This is a genomic window from Fundicoccus ignavus (assembly GCF_009659375.1).
Lineage (GTDB): Bacteria > Bacillota > Bacilli > Lactobacillales > Aerococcaceae > Fundicoccus > Fundicoccus ignavus.
On record NZ_WJQT01000010.1, the window covers coordinates 84,058 to 105,735 of the forward strand.

At 35.6% G+C, this 21,678-nt stretch carries 15 protein-coding genes and 1 pseudogene; 1 reads left to right on the top strand and 15 read right to left on the bottom strand.

The genetic code is table 11. The features are described 5' to 3' along the window. Nucleotides 1-37: 37 nt before the first annotated feature. Nucleotides 38-868, bottom strand: a complete 831-nt coding sequence (locus GF867_RS08140; protein WP_253940783.1) for an endonuclease/exonuclease/phosphatase family protein — start codon at nt 866-868, stop codon at nt 38-40. Nucleotides 869-932: 64 nt separating this feature from the next. Continuing rightward, nucleotides 933-3,089 (bottom strand): PTS transporter subunit IIBC, encoded by a 2,157-nt coding sequence (locus GF867_RS08145; RefSeq protein ID WP_153832607.1) that lies wholly within the window; start codon nt 3,087-3,089, stop codon nt 933-935. A gap of 294 nt (nt 3,090-3,383) precedes the next feature. Between GF867_RS08145 and GF867_RS08150 the strand changes: the two are divergent. Further along, nucleotides 3,384-4,424 (top strand): annotated as a pseudogene (locus GF867_RS08150) (LacI family DNA-binding transcriptional regulator); the annotation flags it as partial. A gap of 634 nt (nt 4,425-5,058) precedes the next feature. Here the strand turns inward: GF867_RS08150 and GF867_RS08155 are convergent. From GF867_RS08155 to mraY, 13 genes are all read right to left on the bottom strand, one after another. After that, the gene (locus tag GF867_RS08155; protein WP_153832609.1) at nt 5,059-5,709 is read right to left on the bottom strand and encodes an ATP-binding cassette domain-containing protein; all 651 of its coding nucleotides are present in this window, start codon (nt 5,707-5,709) and stop codon (nt 5,059-5,061) included. Between the two features lies 1 nt (nt 5,710). Next, entirely contained in the window at nt 5,711-7,744 is a 2,034-nt protein-coding gene (locus tag GF867_RS08160; RefSeq protein WP_153832610.1) for a bacteriocin-associated integral membrane family protein, read from the bottom strand. A 204-nt stretch (nt 7,745-7,948) separates the two neighbouring features. Next, a complete protein-coding gene (locus GF867_RS08165) occupies nt 7,949-8,419 on the bottom strand; it encodes a lactococcin 972 family bacteriocin (RefSeq protein WP_153832611.1) in 471 nt (156 codons plus the stop codon). 447 nt (nt 8,420-8,866) lie between these two features. Then, nucleotides 8,867-11,659: an isoleucine--tRNA ligase gene (gene ileS, locus GF867_RS08170; RefSeq protein ID WP_153832612.1), complete on the bottom strand. Its 2,793-nt coding sequence runs from the start codon at nt 11,657-11,659 to the stop codon at nt 8,867-8,869. Between the two features lie 272 nt (nt 11,660-11,931). After that, the gene (locus tag GF867_RS08175; protein ID WP_172973988.1) at nt 11,932-12,678 is read right to left on the bottom strand and encodes a DivIVA domain-containing protein; all 747 of its coding nucleotides are present in this window, start codon (nt 12,676-12,678) and stop codon (nt 11,932-11,934) included. A gap of 60 nt (nt 12,679-12,738) precedes the next feature. Beyond that, entirely contained in the window at nt 12,739-13,521 is a 783-nt protein-coding gene (locus GF867_RS08180) for a YlmH family RNA-binding protein (RefSeq protein WP_153832614.1), read from the bottom strand. A gap of 25 nt (nt 13,522-13,546) precedes the next feature. Further along, a complete protein-coding gene (locus GF867_RS08185; RefSeq protein WP_153832615.1) occupies nt 13,547-13,813 on the bottom strand; it encodes a YggT family protein in 267 nt (88 codons plus the stop codon). Nucleotides 13,814-13,983: 170 nt separating this feature from the next. Then, nucleotides 13,984-15,264 carry a cell division protein FtsZ gene (gene ftsZ, locus GF867_RS08190; RefSeq protein ID WP_153832616.1) on the bottom strand — a complete coding sequence of 427 codons (1,281 nt, stop codon included), beginning with the start codon at nt 15,262-15,264 and terminating at the stop codon, nt 13,984-13,986. Nucleotides 15,265-15,299: 35 nt separating this feature from the next. Continuing rightward, a complete protein-coding gene (gene ftsA / locus GF867_RS08195) occupies nt 15,300-16,781 on the bottom strand; it encodes a cell division protein FtsA (RefSeq protein WP_153832617.1) in 1,482 nt (493 codons plus the stop codon). A gap of 144 nt (nt 16,782-16,925) precedes the next feature. Beyond that, nucleotides 16,926-18,122, bottom strand: a complete 1,197-nt coding sequence (locus tag GF867_RS08200; protein WP_153832618.1) for a cell division protein FtsQ/DivIB — start codon at nt 18,120-18,122, stop codon at nt 16,926-16,928. A gap of 42 nt (nt 18,123-18,164) precedes the next feature. Continuing rightward, nucleotides 18,165-19,283: an undecaprenyldiphospho-muramoylpentapeptide beta-N-acetylglucosaminyltransferase gene (gene murG / locus GF867_RS08205; RefSeq protein WP_153832619.1), complete on the bottom strand. Its 1,119-nt coding sequence runs from the start codon at nt 19,281-19,283 to the stop codon at nt 18,165-18,167. A 12-nt stretch (nt 19,284-19,295) separates the two neighbouring features. Then, entirely contained in the window at nt 19,296-20,687 is a 1,392-nt protein-coding gene (gene murD, locus GF867_RS08210) for a UDP-N-acetylmuramoyl-L-alanine--D-glutamate ligase (RefSeq protein ID WP_153832620.1), read from the bottom strand. An 18-nt stretch (nt 20,688-20,705) separates the two neighbouring features. Then, a complete protein-coding gene (mraY, locus tag GF867_RS08215) occupies nt 20,706-21,665 on the bottom strand; it encodes a phospho-N-acetylmuramoyl-pentapeptide-transferase (protein WP_153832621.1) in 960 nt (319 codons plus the stop codon). Between the last annotated feature and the right edge of the window lie 13 nt (nt 21,666-21,678).

Here is a 21,678-nt window from a genome sequence, read left to right on the forward strand (position 1 = left end):
TAAAACCGACTCTTTTAATCATATATTCAAGTTTATTCTAATAAATTTCAGCTTCTACACCAAAATGGTCACTAATAACGGGACTTAACCGTCCATCAAAGATAACACGGTAACGTTTGACCTTAAACTCATTCGATAGCAAGATATAATCGATTCTTAATTGTTGATTATTCCCTTCCCAGCCATCGATACTGTTCTCGACGGTAAATTGACCGTCAGTAGTTTCTGCTATTGTAAATGCATCTTGCAAATCAGGTGCTGTCTGCTTAACATAAGCATACCCTTCGCCTTCGATGTCAGCTGCGTTATTCAAATCCCCCATCAAAATAATAGGTGTTGAACCTTTTGCTAAATATTTTAAAGTGTTATCCCATTCAAAAGCGAAACCAGAAGCCCTATCCTCTACCCACCATGAATAATGACCACTTACAACACGAACCGTTTGATTCATTAGTTTGGTTTCACCAATTAATATTTGACGTGTATGGTAGTCTGAAAAATCTTTTTCCAATGAAACCAGCAAGGAATGAGGCTTAATGGGTGCTTTAGAAAATATTGCTGATCCTTCAGCGTATTTATCATAACCTATATGACTAGCCGTCCATGACCAATAATAGTTCAGTCCATGAGCCTTTAATTCTTTAATCAAACAATATGCGAAATTATCTTGGTGAATCACTCGTTGATCAGTCAAAGCCTGAAAGTATTCATCAAGTTCCGCTGGTTTCGAATCGAGTAATTGATTAACTTCTTGTAGCGCTATAACATCATAATCTGCCTTAACAAGTGCGCTGACTAATTGTTCAAATTTAAGTTCCGTTTCTGTTTCCATCCAACTATGTGTATTTAACGTCATTACTTTCGCCATTTTTTCTCCTTTCTAATTCAAAAAGCTAGGAATTCTTCATCCTAGCTTTCCTGTTTAATGTTTCTTAGCTTTCAAATTGTCCGATTACAGCTTTAGCAGCTTGGATACCTTTGTTCGATACTTCAAATGATTTTAGTTGATCGCTATTCGTGATGACAACCACAATTGTCGTTTCTTTACCTTCTGCTTTTACTGCCGACAAGTTCATCTCAGCAAGTAATTCACCTGCATTAACTTTTTGACCTTCTTTTACGTTCAATTTAAAGGCCTCTGTTTTTAATTCTACTGTATTCAAGCCCATATGCACAAGTACTTCAACACCTGCTGTAGTCTTTAAACCAATCGCATGCTTTGATGGGAATACCGATACGACTTCCCCTGCTACTGGTGAATAAACAAATTTGCTCGTTGGTTCAACTGCAAATCCCTCCCCCATCATTTTCCCTGCAAAAACAGGATCGTTTACTTGTTCAATTGAAATAACTTCACCCTCAGCAACACTTAACAGTAAATCAGTTGAAGTAGTTACCTTAGATACTGGAATGTCTTCGATTGCTTCTAAGTCAGAGTATGCTGGTAATTCTACTCCAGAATCTAGCAAATCTTGAATATCTGACTTTAAGACGTCGGCCTTCGGTCCATAAATTGCTTGAACGCCTTTGTCTTTAACAAGTAAACCCATCGCGCCTTGGCGCTTCCAATCTTGTTCTAAGGCAACACTTGAATTATCCTTGACTGTGACACGTAAACGTGTCATACACGCATCTACATCTACAATATTCTGTTTACCACCTAACAAGCCAATAATCGCTGCAGCTTGTGAATTAGTCACACCCGGTGTAGCACTTACTTCAGTAGTTGTGTCTGACTCATAATTCCCATTACGTCCTGGGGTTGCATAATTGAATTTGCGAATCATAAAGTTAGCGATGAAATAAGTTAAAACTGCAAATACAATGACTACAATCACAAAATAAATCAAATCAGCTGTTAAGCCAGCTTTCACAGTAATAGGCGTTCGAGTTAATAATTCAATATTACCAAAAGAATGTAAACGTAATGGTAATATATCTGCCATCGCAAATGCAAGACCTTGAATAACAGCATAAACAATGTATAATGGCACTGCCGCGAACATAAACATAAATTCTAGTGGTTCTGTTACACCCGTCAAGAATACAGCTAAAGCTGCAGAAATATACATTGACTTGTAAGCCGATAGTTTATCTTTATCTACATTTTTATACATTGCGTAAGCAAGACCCATTAAAATTCCAGAGGCACCAATCATTTGTCCAACTTTAAAACGTGCTGGTACCCAGTTATTTAGTACAAATTCATATTGAGCCGAATCAACACCACGTAAGTTAACTAAATCAGTAGCCCAAGCTAACCATAACGGATCTTGACCAAAAACTTGTGTGCCAGCCTGTGCACCAGAAAGAATTGTATAAGTTCCGCCTAATTGAGTATAGTTGATTGGGATGGTTAACATGTGATGTAAACCAAATGGCAGTAACAGACGTTCTAAAGTACCATAAAGAAATGGTGCTAAAACTGGAGCTGTTTCTTGCGATTGAGCTATCCATAATCCAAAATTATTAATTCCCGCTTGAACATAAGGCCAGAATGCTGCTAATAAGAGTGAGATAACAGTTGACCACAGAATTACCACGAATGGTACAAATCGTTTACCATTAAAAAACGAAAGCGCGTCTGGAAGTTTACGGAAATTATAATACTTGTTGTAAGCCATTGCGCCAACAAAACCTGCGATAATCCCTACAAATACTCCCATGTTAAGTGCAGGCGCTTCTAAAACACTTGTGAAGAAACCATCCACCATAATCTTCGTTCCGAATACCGTATGAGTAAATGCTTCTGCATCACTTAACATTTCACTTGTGACACCAAACACTGAACCAGTAATACGGTTAATTAAGACAAACGCAATCCCAGCGGCAAAAGCTCCTCCTGCACGCTCTTTAGCCCAACTTCCACCAATAGCTAAAGCAAATAATAAATGCAAATTTCCAATAATTGCCCAACCTATATTCTCAATAACACCACCTGTTGTAGCTAACATGGCTAAATCTTGATTAATTAACGGAATTGTCTTTCCGATACTAATCATTAAGCCGGCTGCTGGCATTACTGCAATAACAACCATTAAAGCCTTTCCAAACTTTTGCCAAAATTCGAAATTAAATATCTTTTTCAAAATACTTCCTCCTATATTTCCATAAAATTGCGCAATCGGTTTCGCTAAATCACATTATAGTCTGTCTATAATATTTTGTAAACCCTTTTAATAACATTTCAGTGATTACACGTATAATTAGTAGAGTACATAATATCAGCACCATTGACATGCAACCGGTTGCATTTATTATCAGAATAACACTTGCGCATTTATTTGCTGTTTTTGCATACCATTAAAAAGAACTATGTTATAATCATACAAATAAGCGCATTTTATTGAACAAATTATTTTATATAGGTAAAAACAAGGAGGAATAAGCATATGGTCACAGTTAAAGACGTTGCTAAAAAAGCTGGTGTAGCTACTTCAACTGTCTCAAGAGTTATCAATGATCACCATAGTATTTCAGAGAATACCAAAAGAAAAGTTCGCAAAGTTATGGAAGAAATGGGCTATGTGCCCAATAAAACCGCTCAAAATTTAGGCAAGGGTTCCGCAAATGCGATTGGTGTTATCCTTCCCCCTCTTAACTCAAAAGAAAAAATTGGAAATCCTTTCTATTTAGAAATTATTGAAGCAATCAATGAAGAGGCTTTAAAACATGGAATGGCCACTGCAATTGCCTCAGCCAGAAATTTTGATAATTTACTTGAGAATGTTAAGCAAATGCATTTACAAAGACAAGTGGATGGTTTTATCCTACTTTACTCGGATCGATCTGATCCAATTATTGATTATTTAACGACTCATAATATTAACTTTATTCTTGTCGGACAACCTTATGATCAAGAAGAAGTTGTTTCGTATGTAGATAACGATAATCAGTTACTTGGGAAGCAAGCAACTGAACATTTGATTGAAAATGGACATAAAAGAATATTATTCGTGACTAACACGGCTGATGAAATTTTGTATTTCGAAAGATATTTCGGTTATCAGAAGGCTTTAATGTTAGCTGGCTTAAAAACTTTTCCAGCAATTGAGTTGCTTGGGCCAGACGATTATATGACATTTGGAGATAGTTTAAAAGAGAGTCAGGCTACTGCTATCGTAGTCATTGATGATATCTTTGCATTGCGTGTCCTGCAGTTGACTGAATTACATGGTTATAAAGTACCTGACGATATTTCATTAATCAGCTTCAATAATTCCATCTTTGCCACTTTAATGCATCCTTATTTGACGAGCATTGATATTGCGATTCATGAACTTGGACAACGAGGTACATTAGCTTTAATTAATCAATTAAAACATCAGGATCAACCAGTGAGTGGAATGAGGATTGTAATTCCACATCAATTAATCGAACGCGAAACTGTTAAACATCTTAATTTTGAGAAAACCTCGGACTAGTCCGAGGCTTTTTAAATTACTTTTAGCTGTTTTAGCTCGATAATACAGCTATACTATGCGTAGCTCAGCGACTTATTTTCCAAAGCGGTATCAAGGACAATCCATCGCTACTAATAGAATCGCTTGCTCTGACTATGAGTATAGCGAATTCTTTATTTTAGCCTAGCCGATTGAACTGGAAAAGCACGAACGTCAGTGACGGCTTTGAAAGCGACAACCGCATTGGAAAACAATAAGCTGAGCGAAGCACAAACCTTGATAAATCAACTTAAAACTTATAAAACCTTATACTATAAAAAACGCCCTCCAAATTAAAGGGGCATCTAAACGTGCCACTGCTCAATTAGAGTTGGAAAATATGCGTGATAAATTACTGGAAATTTCCGATTAACAAAGAGCGATGCATTCTGATCGGCAAGTTCATCGCTTAAACTTTCTCTTTAAGAACTGATGGTCCAAGTAACAATCCAAATAGACAAGACCTCGCGACAATTCGATTGCGAGGTCTTGTCTATTTGCTATGTCCATATTATTTTGTGGTAATGCAATCGAGTAGGCAGTACATAGCACCACCCTTTTGATAAGATTGAGCCACAGGATATATGATTTTTTTGTTTGCTAATTTTTCAATAGTTTAAGTTAAGATACTCTCTTCTAGTTGCACAAATCGATAATTTCTATCATCAAAGAGTTCTTCCTCATGAGTCACAAGAATCACCGTTTTTTTATTAGAGTGTTCATTATCAAGTAATTTTTTGATAATGAGGCTGTTTTCTGAATCTAATGATCCCGTCGGTTCATCTGCTAATATAATAGGTGTATCTTTTAAGAGTGCCTTCCCCATAGCTACACGCTGACGCTCCCCACCGGACAATTGGTAGATAGGGGTTGCTAGGGAGCATGATAGATTAACTTTTTCCATCACATCCTCCATATACTCTCTTTGCGATTTCTTCGATAACTTCTTATAAATAAGCGGGATTTGTAAATTTTTTTCGATCGATTCATCTACTAATAATCCACTTTCCTGAAAAACATACGAAAAAAGATTTCTTCTCATTAATAGTGATTGTTTGTGATTGGGGGCCTTAGACTCAATGCCATCTAACTTATAACTTCCACCTTCAAAACTATCTAACAAACCAAGAATATTTAAAAGTACCGATTTACCTGATCCGCTCTTTCCTTTAATCACAACAAACTCCCCTTTTTCTACAAAGAAGTTAAAATTACTGAATATATCGTTATTGTGGAAACTTTTAACTAAATTATTTATCTCTAACATTTCATTCCCCCTTTAAATATTTGCTGAGATAATTTGTTTCAAGCATGCGAAGAATAATATGTAGTAAAGTCAATTCAATCATCAAGAATAAAGTCAGCATTATAATTGTTGTAATGGAAGGTGACAGTTTTAATAGAATTAGACTGCCAAGCGTATATTGACAAATAAGTGATACATATAAAGAACGATAGACTCGATACTTCGACGTTCCTTCAATTCTTAATAACATTAGTTTTTTGTAATGAATTTGGAAGTAAAGTATCAAAGTGCACAGTATCATCAACACAAATAACAAACCTACCGTCACAGCTGCTGCTAAATTAAAGAATAAATTGCCAAGCGTTATCTCAAACATCATCTTTTTTACCTGGGAAAGTGTTGCTAACGATGTTAAGTTATCGGCTAGTTTGCTCTTTGTCAAGTAAGGTTTTAGTGCTGAGTAAGTCTGTGCAACATCTATATCAATTTTTACCTTAACTGGATCTTCAAAGCCTCCTCCAGTAATAAACTGCCTTTGGTAAGATATACTATTTCCTTGAGTTTGTATCATGACTAAATTAGGGTCATCAATTTGTGGATCCATAGGATTAAGTGTAGGAAAAGTCTGACCATCTTTCATTATATAAAAGTCAATTTCATTTGATTCAAATATCACGGAGTAGTAATCACGATAGCTCTGCAAGTAAGTCAAGTTTCTTTCGGGAATTAATAATATCTTATTTGTATCTTCGGTAGCAATTTGAATCGGTTTATCCTCGCTACTTACGATAGAAAATTTTTCCAAATAATTGGGATTAACCGTAATCATTTGATTGATTGAATCAGGATTATACCGATAAGATTGACTGTCTATCAGTAACATTCCCTCCTTTTCAAGTTTACGATAAAGTTCGGTATCTTCTACTATATGAGCAGTAATACCATTAAGAACGAGATTCTGATAATCATTTCCTATATACATCGGAAAGAATACACCATATTCATTGGAAAGTGAATCCGTCTTTGCAGTTTGAAAATCCATGGCTAAATAGTTACCTAATGGAATAAAAATCGTAACAGCTACTCCAAAAACGATGAATTTCAGACAGTGAATGACGCTAAGAAAAAAACGCGTTTCAAAATAAAGACTTCTTTTTCTTTTCCAGCTAATAGAATATATCGCAACTATGAAAGCAAACGAAATAATATAATAGGCACACACAATACCAATGTTTATCAATAAATACTTAAATAAAACAATCCTAAAAAGGATACTCATTATCAGGGTTATTATACAGAAAGATGAAAAAAAGGGTTTTACACAAAGCAAGTAAAACAATTGAATTGAAGAAAAACCTTCGGCTATATACAACCTTATTTTTGTTAACGCATTTAATAACCATAACAACGTATACAGAATAACAAAAATAAAACTCAAGAGTAATATATTAAATTCGTTGACACTTCTTCCGATGAGCGGTTCAGTTTTCTGAGACTCATTTATGATATAGTCATCGTACTGAATAGATTGAAAAGAATGCCCACTTAAATTTAGGAATGTATTTATAAAGTTTTGAAGCTCTTCTTGGTTCGAATGTTCCACAAAAATGGATGTTGTGTAAAGATCATCAAGCAAACTAAATTCATTTATTGAGAAGATTAATTCATCTTGTAGCGCATTAGCATTCTGTAATAAATCGGCCTGCCTAGTAAAATTGGATGTTCCATTATTTATCATTGGGTAAAATTTAACGTGTTCAATATTCTGAGTGTAATCAACAACACCTCCACTTAGGATTGTAGCTCCCATATTTGAAGTCCTAAAAACTAGATTTAAATCCATCGTTCTAGCAGATTCAACTAAATTATCTAGAACCTTTTGATCTGATTGACGATAAATACTTTCAGGAAAGTATAATTGCGTAAAACTATCAGCCAAATCATAAGCCTCTAACAATTTATCATTCACATATTCTTGCTCTAAAACTAAACCACCTAAAAAAGATATCACAATAAATAACACCGGTATTAGTTTCTTAACGACCTTACCAACCATAGACCCCTCCAACGTTAAACATAATTGTAGTGCATTGCGTGAAATTTCAATTCATTCAAGCAACTGTACACTCTTAAAAAAGATTATTAAGTTCAGAGTAACTAAAAAAATACAATAAACGCAATTATTTAATCGGTTTTTAATTGCATTAGAATGTTTGCTATTTAATACAAGGTTTTTATTGCTGAAAGAACAATGTTTATTTTACCAATAATTATAGAAAGCTTCTGCTTTATAATTTACATCTCCTACAACTTCAGCATAAGCATAATAACCACCAGGTTGTACAGTAACCTTTTGGGCAGTTCCTACTCGAGCGGTGGCAGAATGTGTCTTTGTATTATGTTTGAAATTTGAAAAACTCATTATTTTACCCCAACCATAGTTTATTTTATCGGAACCATACGTCCAATGTCCAAAAGCGAAAAATTGTTGACCGAAAGGTGTTATCGTGCTTTCACCTTTATCTACGAAACTCTCATGAGTATAGCTAAGTAATTTCCCGTTTTCATCCAAAACAACATGTCCACTCGAAGGTGAATTTTCATAAATCGTGACACTGTACTCTACTAAACCTTCATTTGCATAAACATGTGTACCATAAATAGAAACAGAAAGAAACAGACATGTAAAGATGGAAAGCAGCAATTTTAACGAACATTTTTTATAATCCATTTTTTGATCTCCTTGTTAAATAATTATGTGACTAACAATTGCGTTCCGAAACATTATAATGCAATGGTAACACAAGTTGGTTTCTTTTTCATTATTATTATCACGTAGTTATTTAATTGCATCCGTTTTATTTTAAACTATCCAAGACGTATACCGCTCAGAATAGCACCCATAAATTTTTCATCTTTCATCAATATCGGTAACAATTAATTAATAAATTAGTATCTAGTTACAAACGAGCTAATCGCTCAGAAAGCGTGAATAATCAACTTACCAAATCATGTTCAATTCCAATAAATAAGCAAATCCTACCAATATTCTGACAGGATAGCTCTTCATTACTTTTATATTTCCCTACTAAAAAAACAATTTAACACTAAAAAAGAACAGGTTTCTCACAACTAATTGTGATGACCCGTTCTTTTACTATGTACGATATTTTAACATTTACGCGTCTTCTTGAGTAAAATACTCTGGAAAATTGGCGGCTACAATTTCATAGCAACGACTACATAACTCAGGCGCTGCTTCAATCGCGCCAACTTCTTCTTTGACAGCACGACAACGATCACATACATGACCTGGTGCTGGATTTACTACTACTGAAAATTCATTGACTGTTAGTGCATCTGCTGGAACTTCAGAATTATCTTTCATCTCAAATTTAGACACAATGAGTAATTGCTCCAAATGGTCAGATAAAGCGTTTAAGGCTGCTTGAGCCTCTGTTGGTGCGTAAAGTGTTACACTCGCTTCAAATGATTTCTTAATTGGTTGAGCTTCATTATTCTTAGCTTCTTCCAATGCTTTATTCACAACATCTTTAACTTCAAAGAATTGTTGCCATTGCTCGATTGTTGCTTTCGCTTCAGTAACATCTGTAGCTTTTGGCATGTCGGCTAATTGAACATAACCTTCAACTCCCGGTAATACATTCCATGCTTCTTCCATTGTATGCAATAGAATTGGCGTTAATAACGGAATTAAATCACGTAAAATTGCGTAGATAACTGTTTGCATCGCACGTCTTTCGTATGAAGCTTTTGCTTCGATATAAACCACGTCTTTAGCAAAGTCTAAATAGAATGCTGATAAGTCAACGGTAATAAAGTTAATAACTTTTTTATAAATAGTTGAATAATCAAATTCGTCATAAGCAGCTAATAAATCATTGGTTAAAACTCTAAACTTAGCCAACATATATTGGTCAACTAAACGTAATTCATTTTCTGGAATTAAATCAGTGGCAGGATTAATATCTGAAATGTTCGATAACATGAAACGAATTGTATTACGGATTTTACGGTATGTTTCAGATACTTGTTTCAAAATATCTTTTGATACACGAACATCGTTTTCATAGTCTACACTTGAAACCCATAAACGAATAATATCTGCTCCAAGTTCTTCCATAATTTCTTCGGGAAGAATAACATTTCCAATTGATTTACTCATCTTTTGGCCTTTTCCATCCATTACGAAACCTTGAGAAAGTACGCCTTTATATGGAGGTTCTCCATTAACAGCTACTGACGTAGTGAAACTTGAGTTAAACCAACCACGGTATTGGTCTGATCCTTCTAAGTATAAATCAGCTGGGAACGATAAATCGTCACGCGTTCTCAAGACACCAGCGTGTGATGTACCTGAATCGAACCAAACATCCATAATATCGTTTTCTTTCGTAAACTCTCCATTTGGACTTCCTGGATGAGTATAGCCCTCTGGTAATAAATCTTTAGGTTCACGCTCAAACCAAATATTTGAACCATGTTCCTCAAACAAATCAGCTACGTGATTAATTGTTTCAGATGATAAAATTGGTTCGCCACTTTCTGCATAGAAAATTGGTAATGGAACACCCCAAACTCTTTGGCGAGAAATTACCCAGTCGCCACGGTCACGAATCATATTGTAAATACGACGTTCACCCGATGGATGGAACCACTCTACATCGTTTTCAACTGATTCTAATAACTCTTTACGGAATTTATCAATTGATGCAAACCATTGTGGTGTTGCACGATAAATAACTGGTTGTTTCGTTCTCCAGTCATGTGGGTAGCTATGTTTGATTTTACCTTGAGCTAATAAGTGACCACTATTAATTAACATTTCAATAATGACTTTGTTACCTTTTAAATAGAACATTCCTTCAAGACCAGGCGCTTCAGAAGTAAAGTGTCCACGGTTATCAAGCGGTGATAAAATATCTAAACCGTATTGTAACCCGATTAAGTAGTCATCCTCACCATGACCAGGTGCCGTATGTACTAAACCTGTACCTGTATCCATCGTTACGTGGTCGCCAACCATTAATAACGATTCACGGTCATAGAATGGATGTTGCGCGGTTAAACGGTCAAATTGAGCACCTTGATACTCATTTACAACTTCGTAGCTTTCCCATTCTACATCTTTCGCAACGTTTGCTAGTAAATCCGCTGCTACGATAAAATGACGGTCATTAGCCACAACTTCTACATATTTTGCATTTGGATCAACTGAAATACCCAAGTTAGCTGCTAAAGTCCAAGGAGTTGTTGTCCAGATAATAAATTCAACATTATTTGGAACAACATCTTTACCATCTTTTACTTTAAACGCTACATAGATAGATGGAGAAGTAATATCATGGTACTCTACTTCAGCTTCAGCTAACGATGATTCACTAGATGGTGACCAATAAATTGGTTTTAAACCTTTATAGATATAACCTTTTTCAGCCATTTGTCCAAAGACACGAATTTGTGCCGCTTCATATTCTGGTTTTAATGTTAAATAAGGATTATCCCACTCACCCGTAACGCCTAAACGCTTAAAGCTCGTTTTCTGACCGTCTACTTGTCTCAATGCATATTCTTCACACATACGTCTAAATTCAACTATTGAGAATTGTTTACGGTCAACTCCTTCATTTTTAGTTAAAGCTGATTCAATTGGTAAACCATGAGTATCCCAACCTGGGACATAAGGTGAACGGAACCCAGCCATTGACTTGTAACGAACAATAAAGTCTTTTGTTACTTTATTTAAAGCATGTCCCATATGTAATGCACCATTTGCGTACGGTGGTCCATCATGAAGAATATAAGTCGGACGTCCTGCATTCTTTTCTTGAATTTTGTTATATAAATCTGCTGCTTCCCATTCTGCTTGCATGGTTGCTTCTTTAGTCGGTAAATTTGCGCGCATTGCGAAATCTGTTTGACCAAGATTAAGTGTATCTTTTAATTTCATGTTTTTCTCCCATCTCTATTTAACCTACATATTAATATTATATATATAAATAAAAAAACGCCCTTCAAATTGAAGGGACGTCTAAACGTGGTACCACCCAGCTTATAGTTTTAAAAAAAACTATCACTCTTTCATGATAACGCTCTTTAAGCGGCCACAACTACTTTATTCATTGCGCGATTACACAGATGATCTTAACATAACCAGGGAATATCAAGCTCTCACCGCCCTTGATTCGCTATAAATATAGTTAAATTAAGTTGTTCTGCTACTTATTTCGGTAAGTCTATACGAATTGTTTGTCCTAAGACACTTTCCATTGGTGGTTCAGTTGGTTCAACCGGCATTTCTTCTGGACTCACTTCAGAAACTGCTTCTTCTTTAGTTAATGACTGTGCTAAGTCTTCTTGATTGCCTAATAATGAATCTCTGAATTCTAATGTTTCTTGTAAATTAACTTCATCTACCGTTGGTTCTTCCAAAACTTCTTCAAGTTCTTCTAAAACTGTTTCTTCTTTTTCAATAGCTTTTGGATAGACAAAATTATCAGCAAATTCACTATCAAATAATTCTACGAACTCTTTTTCTTGAATCATTGCTAAATGAGACTCGATAATTTGAGTTAAACGTTGGCGGTAAATACCACTATTGCGTTTTAATTCTTCGTTTTCATTGTAAATACGTTTTGCTTGATCTGATGCATCACTGACAATACGGTCAGCTTCTCTTTCAGCTTCAAATAAAATAAGTTCTGCTTCTTTTCTTGCATTTTGTTTCAATCTTTCAGCAGCATCTTGTGCTACCATAATTGAACTATTTAATGAATCTTGTAATTGAGCGAAGTACTCTAACTTCTCCTCAGAATCTGCTAATTTACGTTTAAATTCATCGTTTTTCTCTAATGCTTTCTCGTAATCTACGCGTACAATATCAAGAAAATCATTAACTTGATCGATGTCATATCCTCTAAATTTAGATTCAAATTCTTTACTCAGGATTTCATTTGGTGTGATGCCCACAATTACACGTCCTTCCATTTATCTTTATGAATAACATACCATGTTTGGTATTCAATCGTATTACACTTGTAATACATTTACTGTTAATCGATAGTTGTCTTTTTTTGTCGTGCCGTCAATACTTTCAATCCAGAATCTGCCTGATTTGCGCAATGAAACAATATCGTTTTCTCCAATTGTCACATCACTGCGGTCCATTTCCATGAAATTAACTTTAACCATCCCTGAAGAGACCGAATCTTTCGCACGCTGTCTTGAAAAATTATAGACTTTTGCAAGCAGTGTGTCAAGTCGTAATGAACTCGCGATGACTGTTCGAGTCTCCCATGTTTCGCTTGATTCGAGCAAATCAGCGAAATCTAAGTCCTCTAATCTAACACCTACATTGCCTATTTTGGTAACGTTTTGTTTGAAGTATTCTTTCACTCCAAAATCTACAATAACATGCCATGAATCTCCATCTGTTATAATATCGCCAATTCGTTCGCGGTCAATTCCCGCTCCAATTAGCGTACCTAATATCTTACCATGTGAGATATTGGCAAATTTAGCTGGAAAAACAATTTGTAACGCAGAAGTTTCATAATCATCATGATTAGGTTCATAGTATGCTGGATAAAGTAAAGCCCGTTTTCTTTCAGCGCCTTCATATCCACCAAACAATTGCAATAGAATCGTTTCACTGTCACCGATTAATTGCTCAACAATCATTGCTTGCCTCGGCGTTAAAAATACACTTAAATAAGGCGAGTAACGATTTTCGACTTGTTGCATCCAGCCATAAACTTGATCTATAAAAGGCTGCTCTTCCTTACGGTAATGCTGATACACTTCTTCATTCATCATACAACCTCCTAAAACCCCGTTTTTAGAAAAGTCTAAACAATAAGCCCATTACACCGTTACGAATTAGTTGTAATACGAAAATAGCAATCATGACATTGATGCTAATTCCACCTATCGGCGGTATATATCGATCAAAAAAGTCTAAATAGGGTTTACTAATTTTGATAATAATTTGGCCCAACTGGCTTTCATATGCGCCAGGCAACCAAGAAAGTAAGGCATAGATAACTAAAACCATACTGTAAATATTGAATACTGAATCGACTAACCTTATTAATAAAATAATCATTGGTCACTCCAATCTTAAGGTTTCTCACCTATACTGTAATCTATCTTATCTCTAAGTTCTGTAACTTTCATTACACTCTACTATTTTACTACAAATATCTAAAAAGAGGAAACCAAAAATGGCTTCCTCACAATGATTTAATATAAATAACACTTAACTTTACTAGTTAATTAGTTACGATTTCTTTTACGGAAAAACGGCGGAGTGTCTAACTCATCATTTTCTACGCTATCAGACTGACGACTTGGTACATCATTTGACGAGCGTTGGAAAGTACGTTGAGGTTTATCTGTTTCTGAAACATCACGTTGATTATCTTCACGTTTAATATCCCAGTTACTAAATAAATCTCTTTCTGGTTCACGTGTTTGGCGTTGAACTGGCTCTTGTACTGATTCAGCTTGTACATTATTAGCTTTAGTACTTGTTTCTGATGCTTGACTGAAGCTTGAACGTGGTTGACGAGCTGGTGTTTTAACTCTTTCAGCTTTTTCTGAAGCAATTCCAGTTGCAATAACTGTTACATGCACTTCATCGCCTAGGCTTTCATTAATAGATGTACCTAATAAAATGTTCACATCAGAGCTTGAAGCAGCAGCAATAACTTCACTTGCATCTTGTGCTTCGTATAAGCTTAAGTCAGCCCCACCAGTGATGTTTAAGATAATTTGTTCTGCACCATCGATTGATACTTCAAGTAATGGTGAAGAGATAGCTTTCTTAGTCGCTTCAGCTGTACGGTTTTCACCTGACGCTGTACCGATACCCATTAAAGCTGTTCCTTGATCTTTCATAACTGTCTTAACGTCAGCAAAGTCCAAGTTTACATAACCAGGAGAAGTTATTAAATCTGAAATACCTTGAACACCTTGACGTAATACATTATCAGCTTCGCTAAAAGCTTCTAACATTGGCGTCTTACGATCAACGATTTCTAATAAACGGTTGTTGGCGATTGTTACTAAAGTATCAACATTTTCCTTTAACTTTTGTAAACCTTCCGCTGCGAAACGTCCACGTTTTGGACCTTCAAAAGTAAACGGACGTGTCACAACACCAATTGTTAACGCGCCTAAGTCTTTAGCAATTTTTGCAACAACTGGTGCAGCTCCTGTACCAGTTCCGCCACCCATACCAGCAGTGATAAAGATTAAATCAGCACCTTCTAAAGCTTGTCTAATTTGCTCTTCACTTTCTTCCGCAGCTTTCTCACCAATTTCTGGTAATGATCCTGCTCCTAAACCTTTAGTAACTTTTGGTCCTAATTGAATTTTTACTTCTGCGTTTGAACCATGTAATGCTTGTGTATCAGTGTTCGCTGAAATGAATTCTACACCTTGTACTTCTTCAGCAATCATACGGTTTACGGCGTTACCACCTGCACCACCAACACCGATAACTTTAATTACGGCTCCTTGTGCATTTGTATTTGAATCAAATGATAATTCCATTCTGTGAATTCCTCCTGTGTAAAGATTAATCTTTCTTAATCAAAAAACGTAGCAAAAAATGCTCGTATTCTAGCAATCAAACCATTCGCTTTAGGTTCTTTTTCTTTAACGATTTGTTCAGGTATGTATGAATCTTCTTGATAATCTTCAAAATACATTGAATCGTCTTCCATTGATGAACCAGCTTGTTCAAATGAACTGTAATTGTATTGTTCTGTCTGTTTAACAGGTCTTTCAGTCACATTACGTGCTTTTGAACCACGATTGTCTCCACCATAAGGTGTTGTGGCGAAACCTCGTGGCGCTTCAGTACGTTCTCTTGAAACAACAGTAGACGCTTGTGTTAAAGGTGTTGTACGGTTGTACGTTCCTTGTGCAATACGATGAATATCGTCTAAGCCAGCTACATATTCAATCATTCCCATACTAGTTGTATAGATTGGATTTCTCATGCCCATTTGTGTTGGAATGTAAACACGTACTTGCTCACCGAAATACTGTTGTGCTAATTCTAGGACACCTGGTAATGATGCTGCTCCACCAGTTAAAACAAAGCCTCCTGGTAAATCTAATGCATCAACAGCTCCTAAGTCTTCATGGATAGTTTCAAAAATTTGAACTAAACGTGCTTCAATAATTTCTGATAGATATTTCTCGTCAACACGAACTGGTTCTTTCTGGCCCACCGTTTCAACTGGGAAATACTCTTCTGAAGAAGTTTGGCTTGATACAGCATAACCGTATTCACGTTTGATTCTTTCAGCACTATCAAGTGATGTATTTAAAATAACCGAAATATCTTTAGTGACGAAATCGCCACCTTCTTGATCTACAAATGAATACTTCAATTGGTTGTCATAAATAATTGAAGCACTTGTTTGGCCTCCACCCATATCGATAATTACAGTACCAAATTCACGCTCATCTGGCGATAAAGCTACTGTCGCAATCGCTTGTGGTTGTAATACAAGTTCATTAATCTTTAAGCCCGCTTTTTCTACACAACGTTTAATGTTATGGATAATTGTACGAGGACCCGTTAATAAACTTGCATATAACTCTAGTCTTACGCCAATCATACCTCTAGGATCACGAATACCAGTAAAACCGTCAACGATAAATTCTTCTGGAATAATACTAATTACTTCGCGTTCAGGTGGAACTGAACGAACTTTAGCTGCTGATATAACATTATCAACATCCCTTGCAGTAATCTCTCTATTTTCACTAGCAACTGCAATCATACCATGGCATGATTCAATCGCTAATTTATTACTCGGTATGCCTACCACCACTTCATTGATTTTAACCCCAGCTTTACGTTCAGCTTGAGATATGGCTTGTTGAATTGAATACACTGTCTCATCAATATCGACAATTACACCGCGGCTTAATCCACGTGACTTTTCATTTCCAACACCAATAATATTGACATTTCCGTTAATATATTCCGCTACAACGACTTTAATGGAAGTTGTCCCGATATCTAAACTCACAAAAATTTCTTGGTTTCTCATTCAGGTTTTAACCCCCTTCTTAATTTGCTAATTTAAGGAGCATTTTCTAATTTCTACTTATGTCTCAACTAATATAGTAGCATAAACTTGATTTTAAAAGAAGAAAAATCATATTTCTTTATCAATTACTATTTTGCTTTTATCTTAATTAATGTTTAAGTTCACACTATTAGTATTACTCTGTTCTGGTATGAAGTAAGCTCCTACTTCAAGATTTATTGTACCAATTTGATCGCCAATTTGTTGAACCATTTCAGGATAAAAGTTGACTTTTTGAGCAAATGTTGAAATTACGGCTCTAACTTTGTTTCCATCTTTCATATTAACAATAATTCCGCTTGGCTTTTGAGGATCATTTGACAAACTAATCGTCGAGATGTTCCTAAGAATCTCTGGATCGACTTGTCTCAAAATGGTTGTTAATTCAATTAATTTACCTTTACGACTAAAACCACTTAAAGTCGGTAAAGTATTTAACGCATCTTCTGTCATCGTGATGACTGTGGTTTCATCATCTAGTAATTCGCCATTAGTCATAATGGGTATATACTGACCGTCTTTTTCAACCTTGGCGACAACTTGATGCTCTGTAACTTTTAACTCTAATCGCATCCAATTATCTCGCGTTATAATGATACTCTCAATGATTGGATTTTCTTCGATTATTTTTGCCTCGATTGCACGCTTCTGGCTAATGACATCTTCGACTGTGTCTGCTGCACGGATTCTCGCTGAATTTTCAATTGCCTCACTCGTTACATAGTTATTTCCAGTGATGACAACTTGGTTAACCTTATTGAAGGGTAAAAGTTGCCAGCCAGAAATTAACATGACCATGTAAATCAAAAAGAATATCGACGTTAACTTTATAATCCCTCTTGGTAATCTTTGAATACTTTTATTATTACCAACAGGACTGACAGTAGCTTGTAATCTTTGATTAAATTTTTGCCAGTTAGTGCGCGTATCCATTCGATAATTTCTTTGAGAAGCATAATCTTGCATTGGTTCATAATTTCTAATGCTTTCTGTAGGTTCATCATAGTACCTTGCTGACGAATTGGTATAAGTTTGATAATCATTAAGATGATAAATGTTCGAGGCGTTTTGAGCACTATGTGTTTGATGCACATTATCTACATTATCAAAATAATCATTATTATCTAAATCAGAATCCTCTGAAAGATTAATATTTGATGGAATAATAGGTTTTCCATTGGCATCAATCCGATAATTTCCCATCGGTATAGTGGATGGCTGTTCGCTTCTTTCAGATATTGTTCGATGTTGCCTTTGGTAATTTTTCTTAAGCATTTCTGTATCAATTCGGTAATTCCCCATGTTGTCACCTCCTTAACACTCACTGATTATGTTGAAGTAATCTTAAATAATTGCTTCCAACTCATTAATGATTCGATCTGACGCGTCTCTAATTCCTAATTCAAGTGCTGATTCTTTCATCGCTGATAACTTCTCAGCATTTGTAATGATTGCATTCACTTGCTTAACTAAGTGTTCTGCAGTCAGTTCATTTTGTTTAATCATTTTAGCAGCTCCGTTATTTACTAACGACAAAGCATTATGCTCTTGGTGATTATTTGTTACAAACGGACTAGGAATTAATATACTAGGAAGTCCTAGTGCTGTCAATTCCGTTAAAGTAGTTGCACCACTTCGACAAATCACTAAATCAATCGCTTGGAAGACAGCAGGCATATTCTCAATATAAGGAACAACTTTAATATTGGCTGGAATTTGTTGCGAATTTGCTTTTAGTTGATCAATAAACTCTTGATAATGAATTTCTCCGGTTGCGACAATTATTTGGTAATCAATCGCTTGCCACAGTTTCATCGCCTCTAAAGCTGCTTGGTTTATAGCTGGCGCACCTCGGCTACCACCAAAAACCAATACAGTTGCTTTAGTTGGATCCAATTCAAATTGTGTTCGTAAAATTTCTGGATCCGCTTGGCTTTGAATAACTTCTTGTCCTCGAGGATTTCCCGTATAACGTACTTTGTCTGCAAACTTACTAAAATCTTTCTCTACTTCTGGGAAACATGTGGCAATAACATCAACCGAGCGACTTAAAAATTTATTAGTAACTCCAGCCACACTATTTTGTTCGTGAATTAATGTTGGAATATTTAATTTTGAAGCAGCATATAGTACTGGTGCGCACACATAGCCTCCCGTACCTACTACGACATCTGGTTTGAAGTCTTTAAGTATTTTCTTAGCTTTACTTGTACTTGTCAACATTAGCCATAACGATTTAAAGTTGTCTAATGATAGACTTCTCTTTAGACCTTGAATTTCAATACTATTGAAATTTAAACCTGCTTTCGGAACAATTGTAGATTCTAAACCCTTTTCTGTTCCGATGTATAAACATTCAACATTCGGATACTTTTGTTGAATTGTACGATAAAGAGCTAGTGCAGGATAAATATGTCCACCTGTACCTCCACCTGAAAGTACAATTCTTTTAATTTCTTTCATTATTTCCACCCTTTATTTTTCTTGATAAGGTTCTTCAATAATTAATCGTTGAATAAGATCAGTAAATACTTTTCCTCTTTCTTCAAAGGTTTTAAACTGATCCCAACTAGCGCAACTTGGTGATAGTAAGACCGTTTCATCGCTTTCAGCTGCACGGTATGCCGCAGTAGTTGCTTCGTCAAGAGTATCAAATAATTCAACTTGACTCACACCAGCAAGCTCGAACGCATTTTTCATTTTATGTTTCGTTTCGCCATATAAATACGCAGTTCTCACCTGTTTTAAATAGGGTATTAACTCATCAAATTCGTTACCTCTATCTAAGCCCCCACCTACAAAAACAATGGATTGATTAAAGCTTTTTAAGGCTGTAATTGTAGCTGTAATATTGGTCGCTTTAGAGTCATTAAAGAAGCTACGACCTTGCGACTGGCCTATAGGCTGAATTCGATACGCAACTCCTTGGAACTGATGTAAGCTCTGTTTAATCGATTCATTTGATACATTTTTAAGTTTTGCGACCGCTATCGCTGCTAAGGCATTCTCAACATTATGTTTACCCGGAATTTGAATATCCGTTACCTCCGCCACTTTTTCACCTTTAAAGTAAATAGCACTATCAATGACATAAGCACCATTCTTCTGAACGAATTCATCAACTTGATCTACTGCAAAAGGCACTCGCTCAGCTTCAGTATTTGCTAACCAGGTTTGAAACTCTTGCTGATCATAATTATATACGATTTGATCTTCAGAAGTTAGATTTTTGACTAGATTTAATTTAGCTTTGATATATTCTTCTCGACTACCATGGTAATCTAAGTGTGCTTCAAAGATATTACATATAACTGCAATCTTAGCTTTAAATTTCTCTATCCCCATTAATTGGAAGCTCGATAATTCAATAATCACATCATCGTCCATTTGAGCTTTTTTGGCTACTTCTAGACTAGGTATACCTATGTTTCCCGCTAGATAAGCTTGTCCTTTTGAACGATTTGAAAGTAACTGGTAGATTAGACTCGTAGTAGTCGTCTTACCATTACTTCCTGTTACACCAATAATTGGCGCCTCACTGAACCATGAAGCTAATTCGACATCAGTATATATTGGTAGTTTTCTTTCAAGTGCCTTTTGAATAATTGGCAACGAATAAGGTATCCCAGGGTTCTTAACAATGAAGTCAAATCCTTCATCTAACAATTCGATTGGATGTCCATTCGAGACAATTTTTGCACCTTGCGATAAAAGTAAAGTAACCGACGGGTCTTTGCTAAGATCCCCTCGGTCATTAATTGTAATGTTTGCACCTTGTTCTAATAGAAATTCTGCAACACTTTTACCAGTCATTGCATAACCTAAAATAAGAACTTTTTGGTTTGTTAAATCAATATTTTTTAGCATGATTAAGACCTCTTTTTACTAAAGTACGCCAGCTAAAGCAAAATATAGTAATGCGGCTATGATACCAACAGTCCAGAATACGAATACTACTTTACTTTCTGACCATCCGCTCATTTCAAAATGATGATGTACTGGACTCATTTTAAATACTCTTTTACCAGTCTTTTTAAAGACAGCAACTTGGATCATCACACTAGCAGTTTCAAGTACGAATACTAAACCGATTATGACTAAACTCCAAGGGTTATTAATCATTAAAGATATAACCGCCAAGCCAGCACCTAGTGCTAGTGAACCAACATCACCCATGAAAATTTTTGCAGGCTTCTTATTATAGAATAAAAATCCTAATAATGCACCTACTACTATCAAACAAATTAATGCAATTGCCTCTTGGCCAGTCTGAAGGGCCAAATAGAAATACGCACCATATGCAATAATATTCAATCCACCTGCTAAACCATCTAATCCATCCGTTAAGTTTACCGCATTTGAAAAACCCGTTATCCAGAATAATGCGAATAAAATAATGATGATTGGATTTGTAATATTCATCCCAAATAAAGGAATCGCATATTGTTCACCTAACAAAATACCTAAGCCTATAACGACAACAGAAAAAACTAATTGAGCAAAAAATTTCTGTTTAGACGTCAAACCTTCATTTTGTTTTTTAAAGATACTGATAAAATCATCAAGAAATCCGATTCCACCAAATAATAAGAAACTTAATAACATCATCCAAATACTAGGGTCTGAAATGTTCATAAACCAGGCAGATAACAACAGCGTTACAATAATTGAGAATACAAAAACTGTTCCTCCCATTGTAGGTGTACCTGTTTTAACTTCGTGCCATAACGGGCCTTCTTCACGTGTTGTCTGGCCAATTTTTTTATAATTAAAGTAGCCAATAAAAAATGGCATAATTGTAACAGTAAGTGCAAAACTTACTGAGAAAGGAACTAATATCTCCATGTTTCTTCTCCTT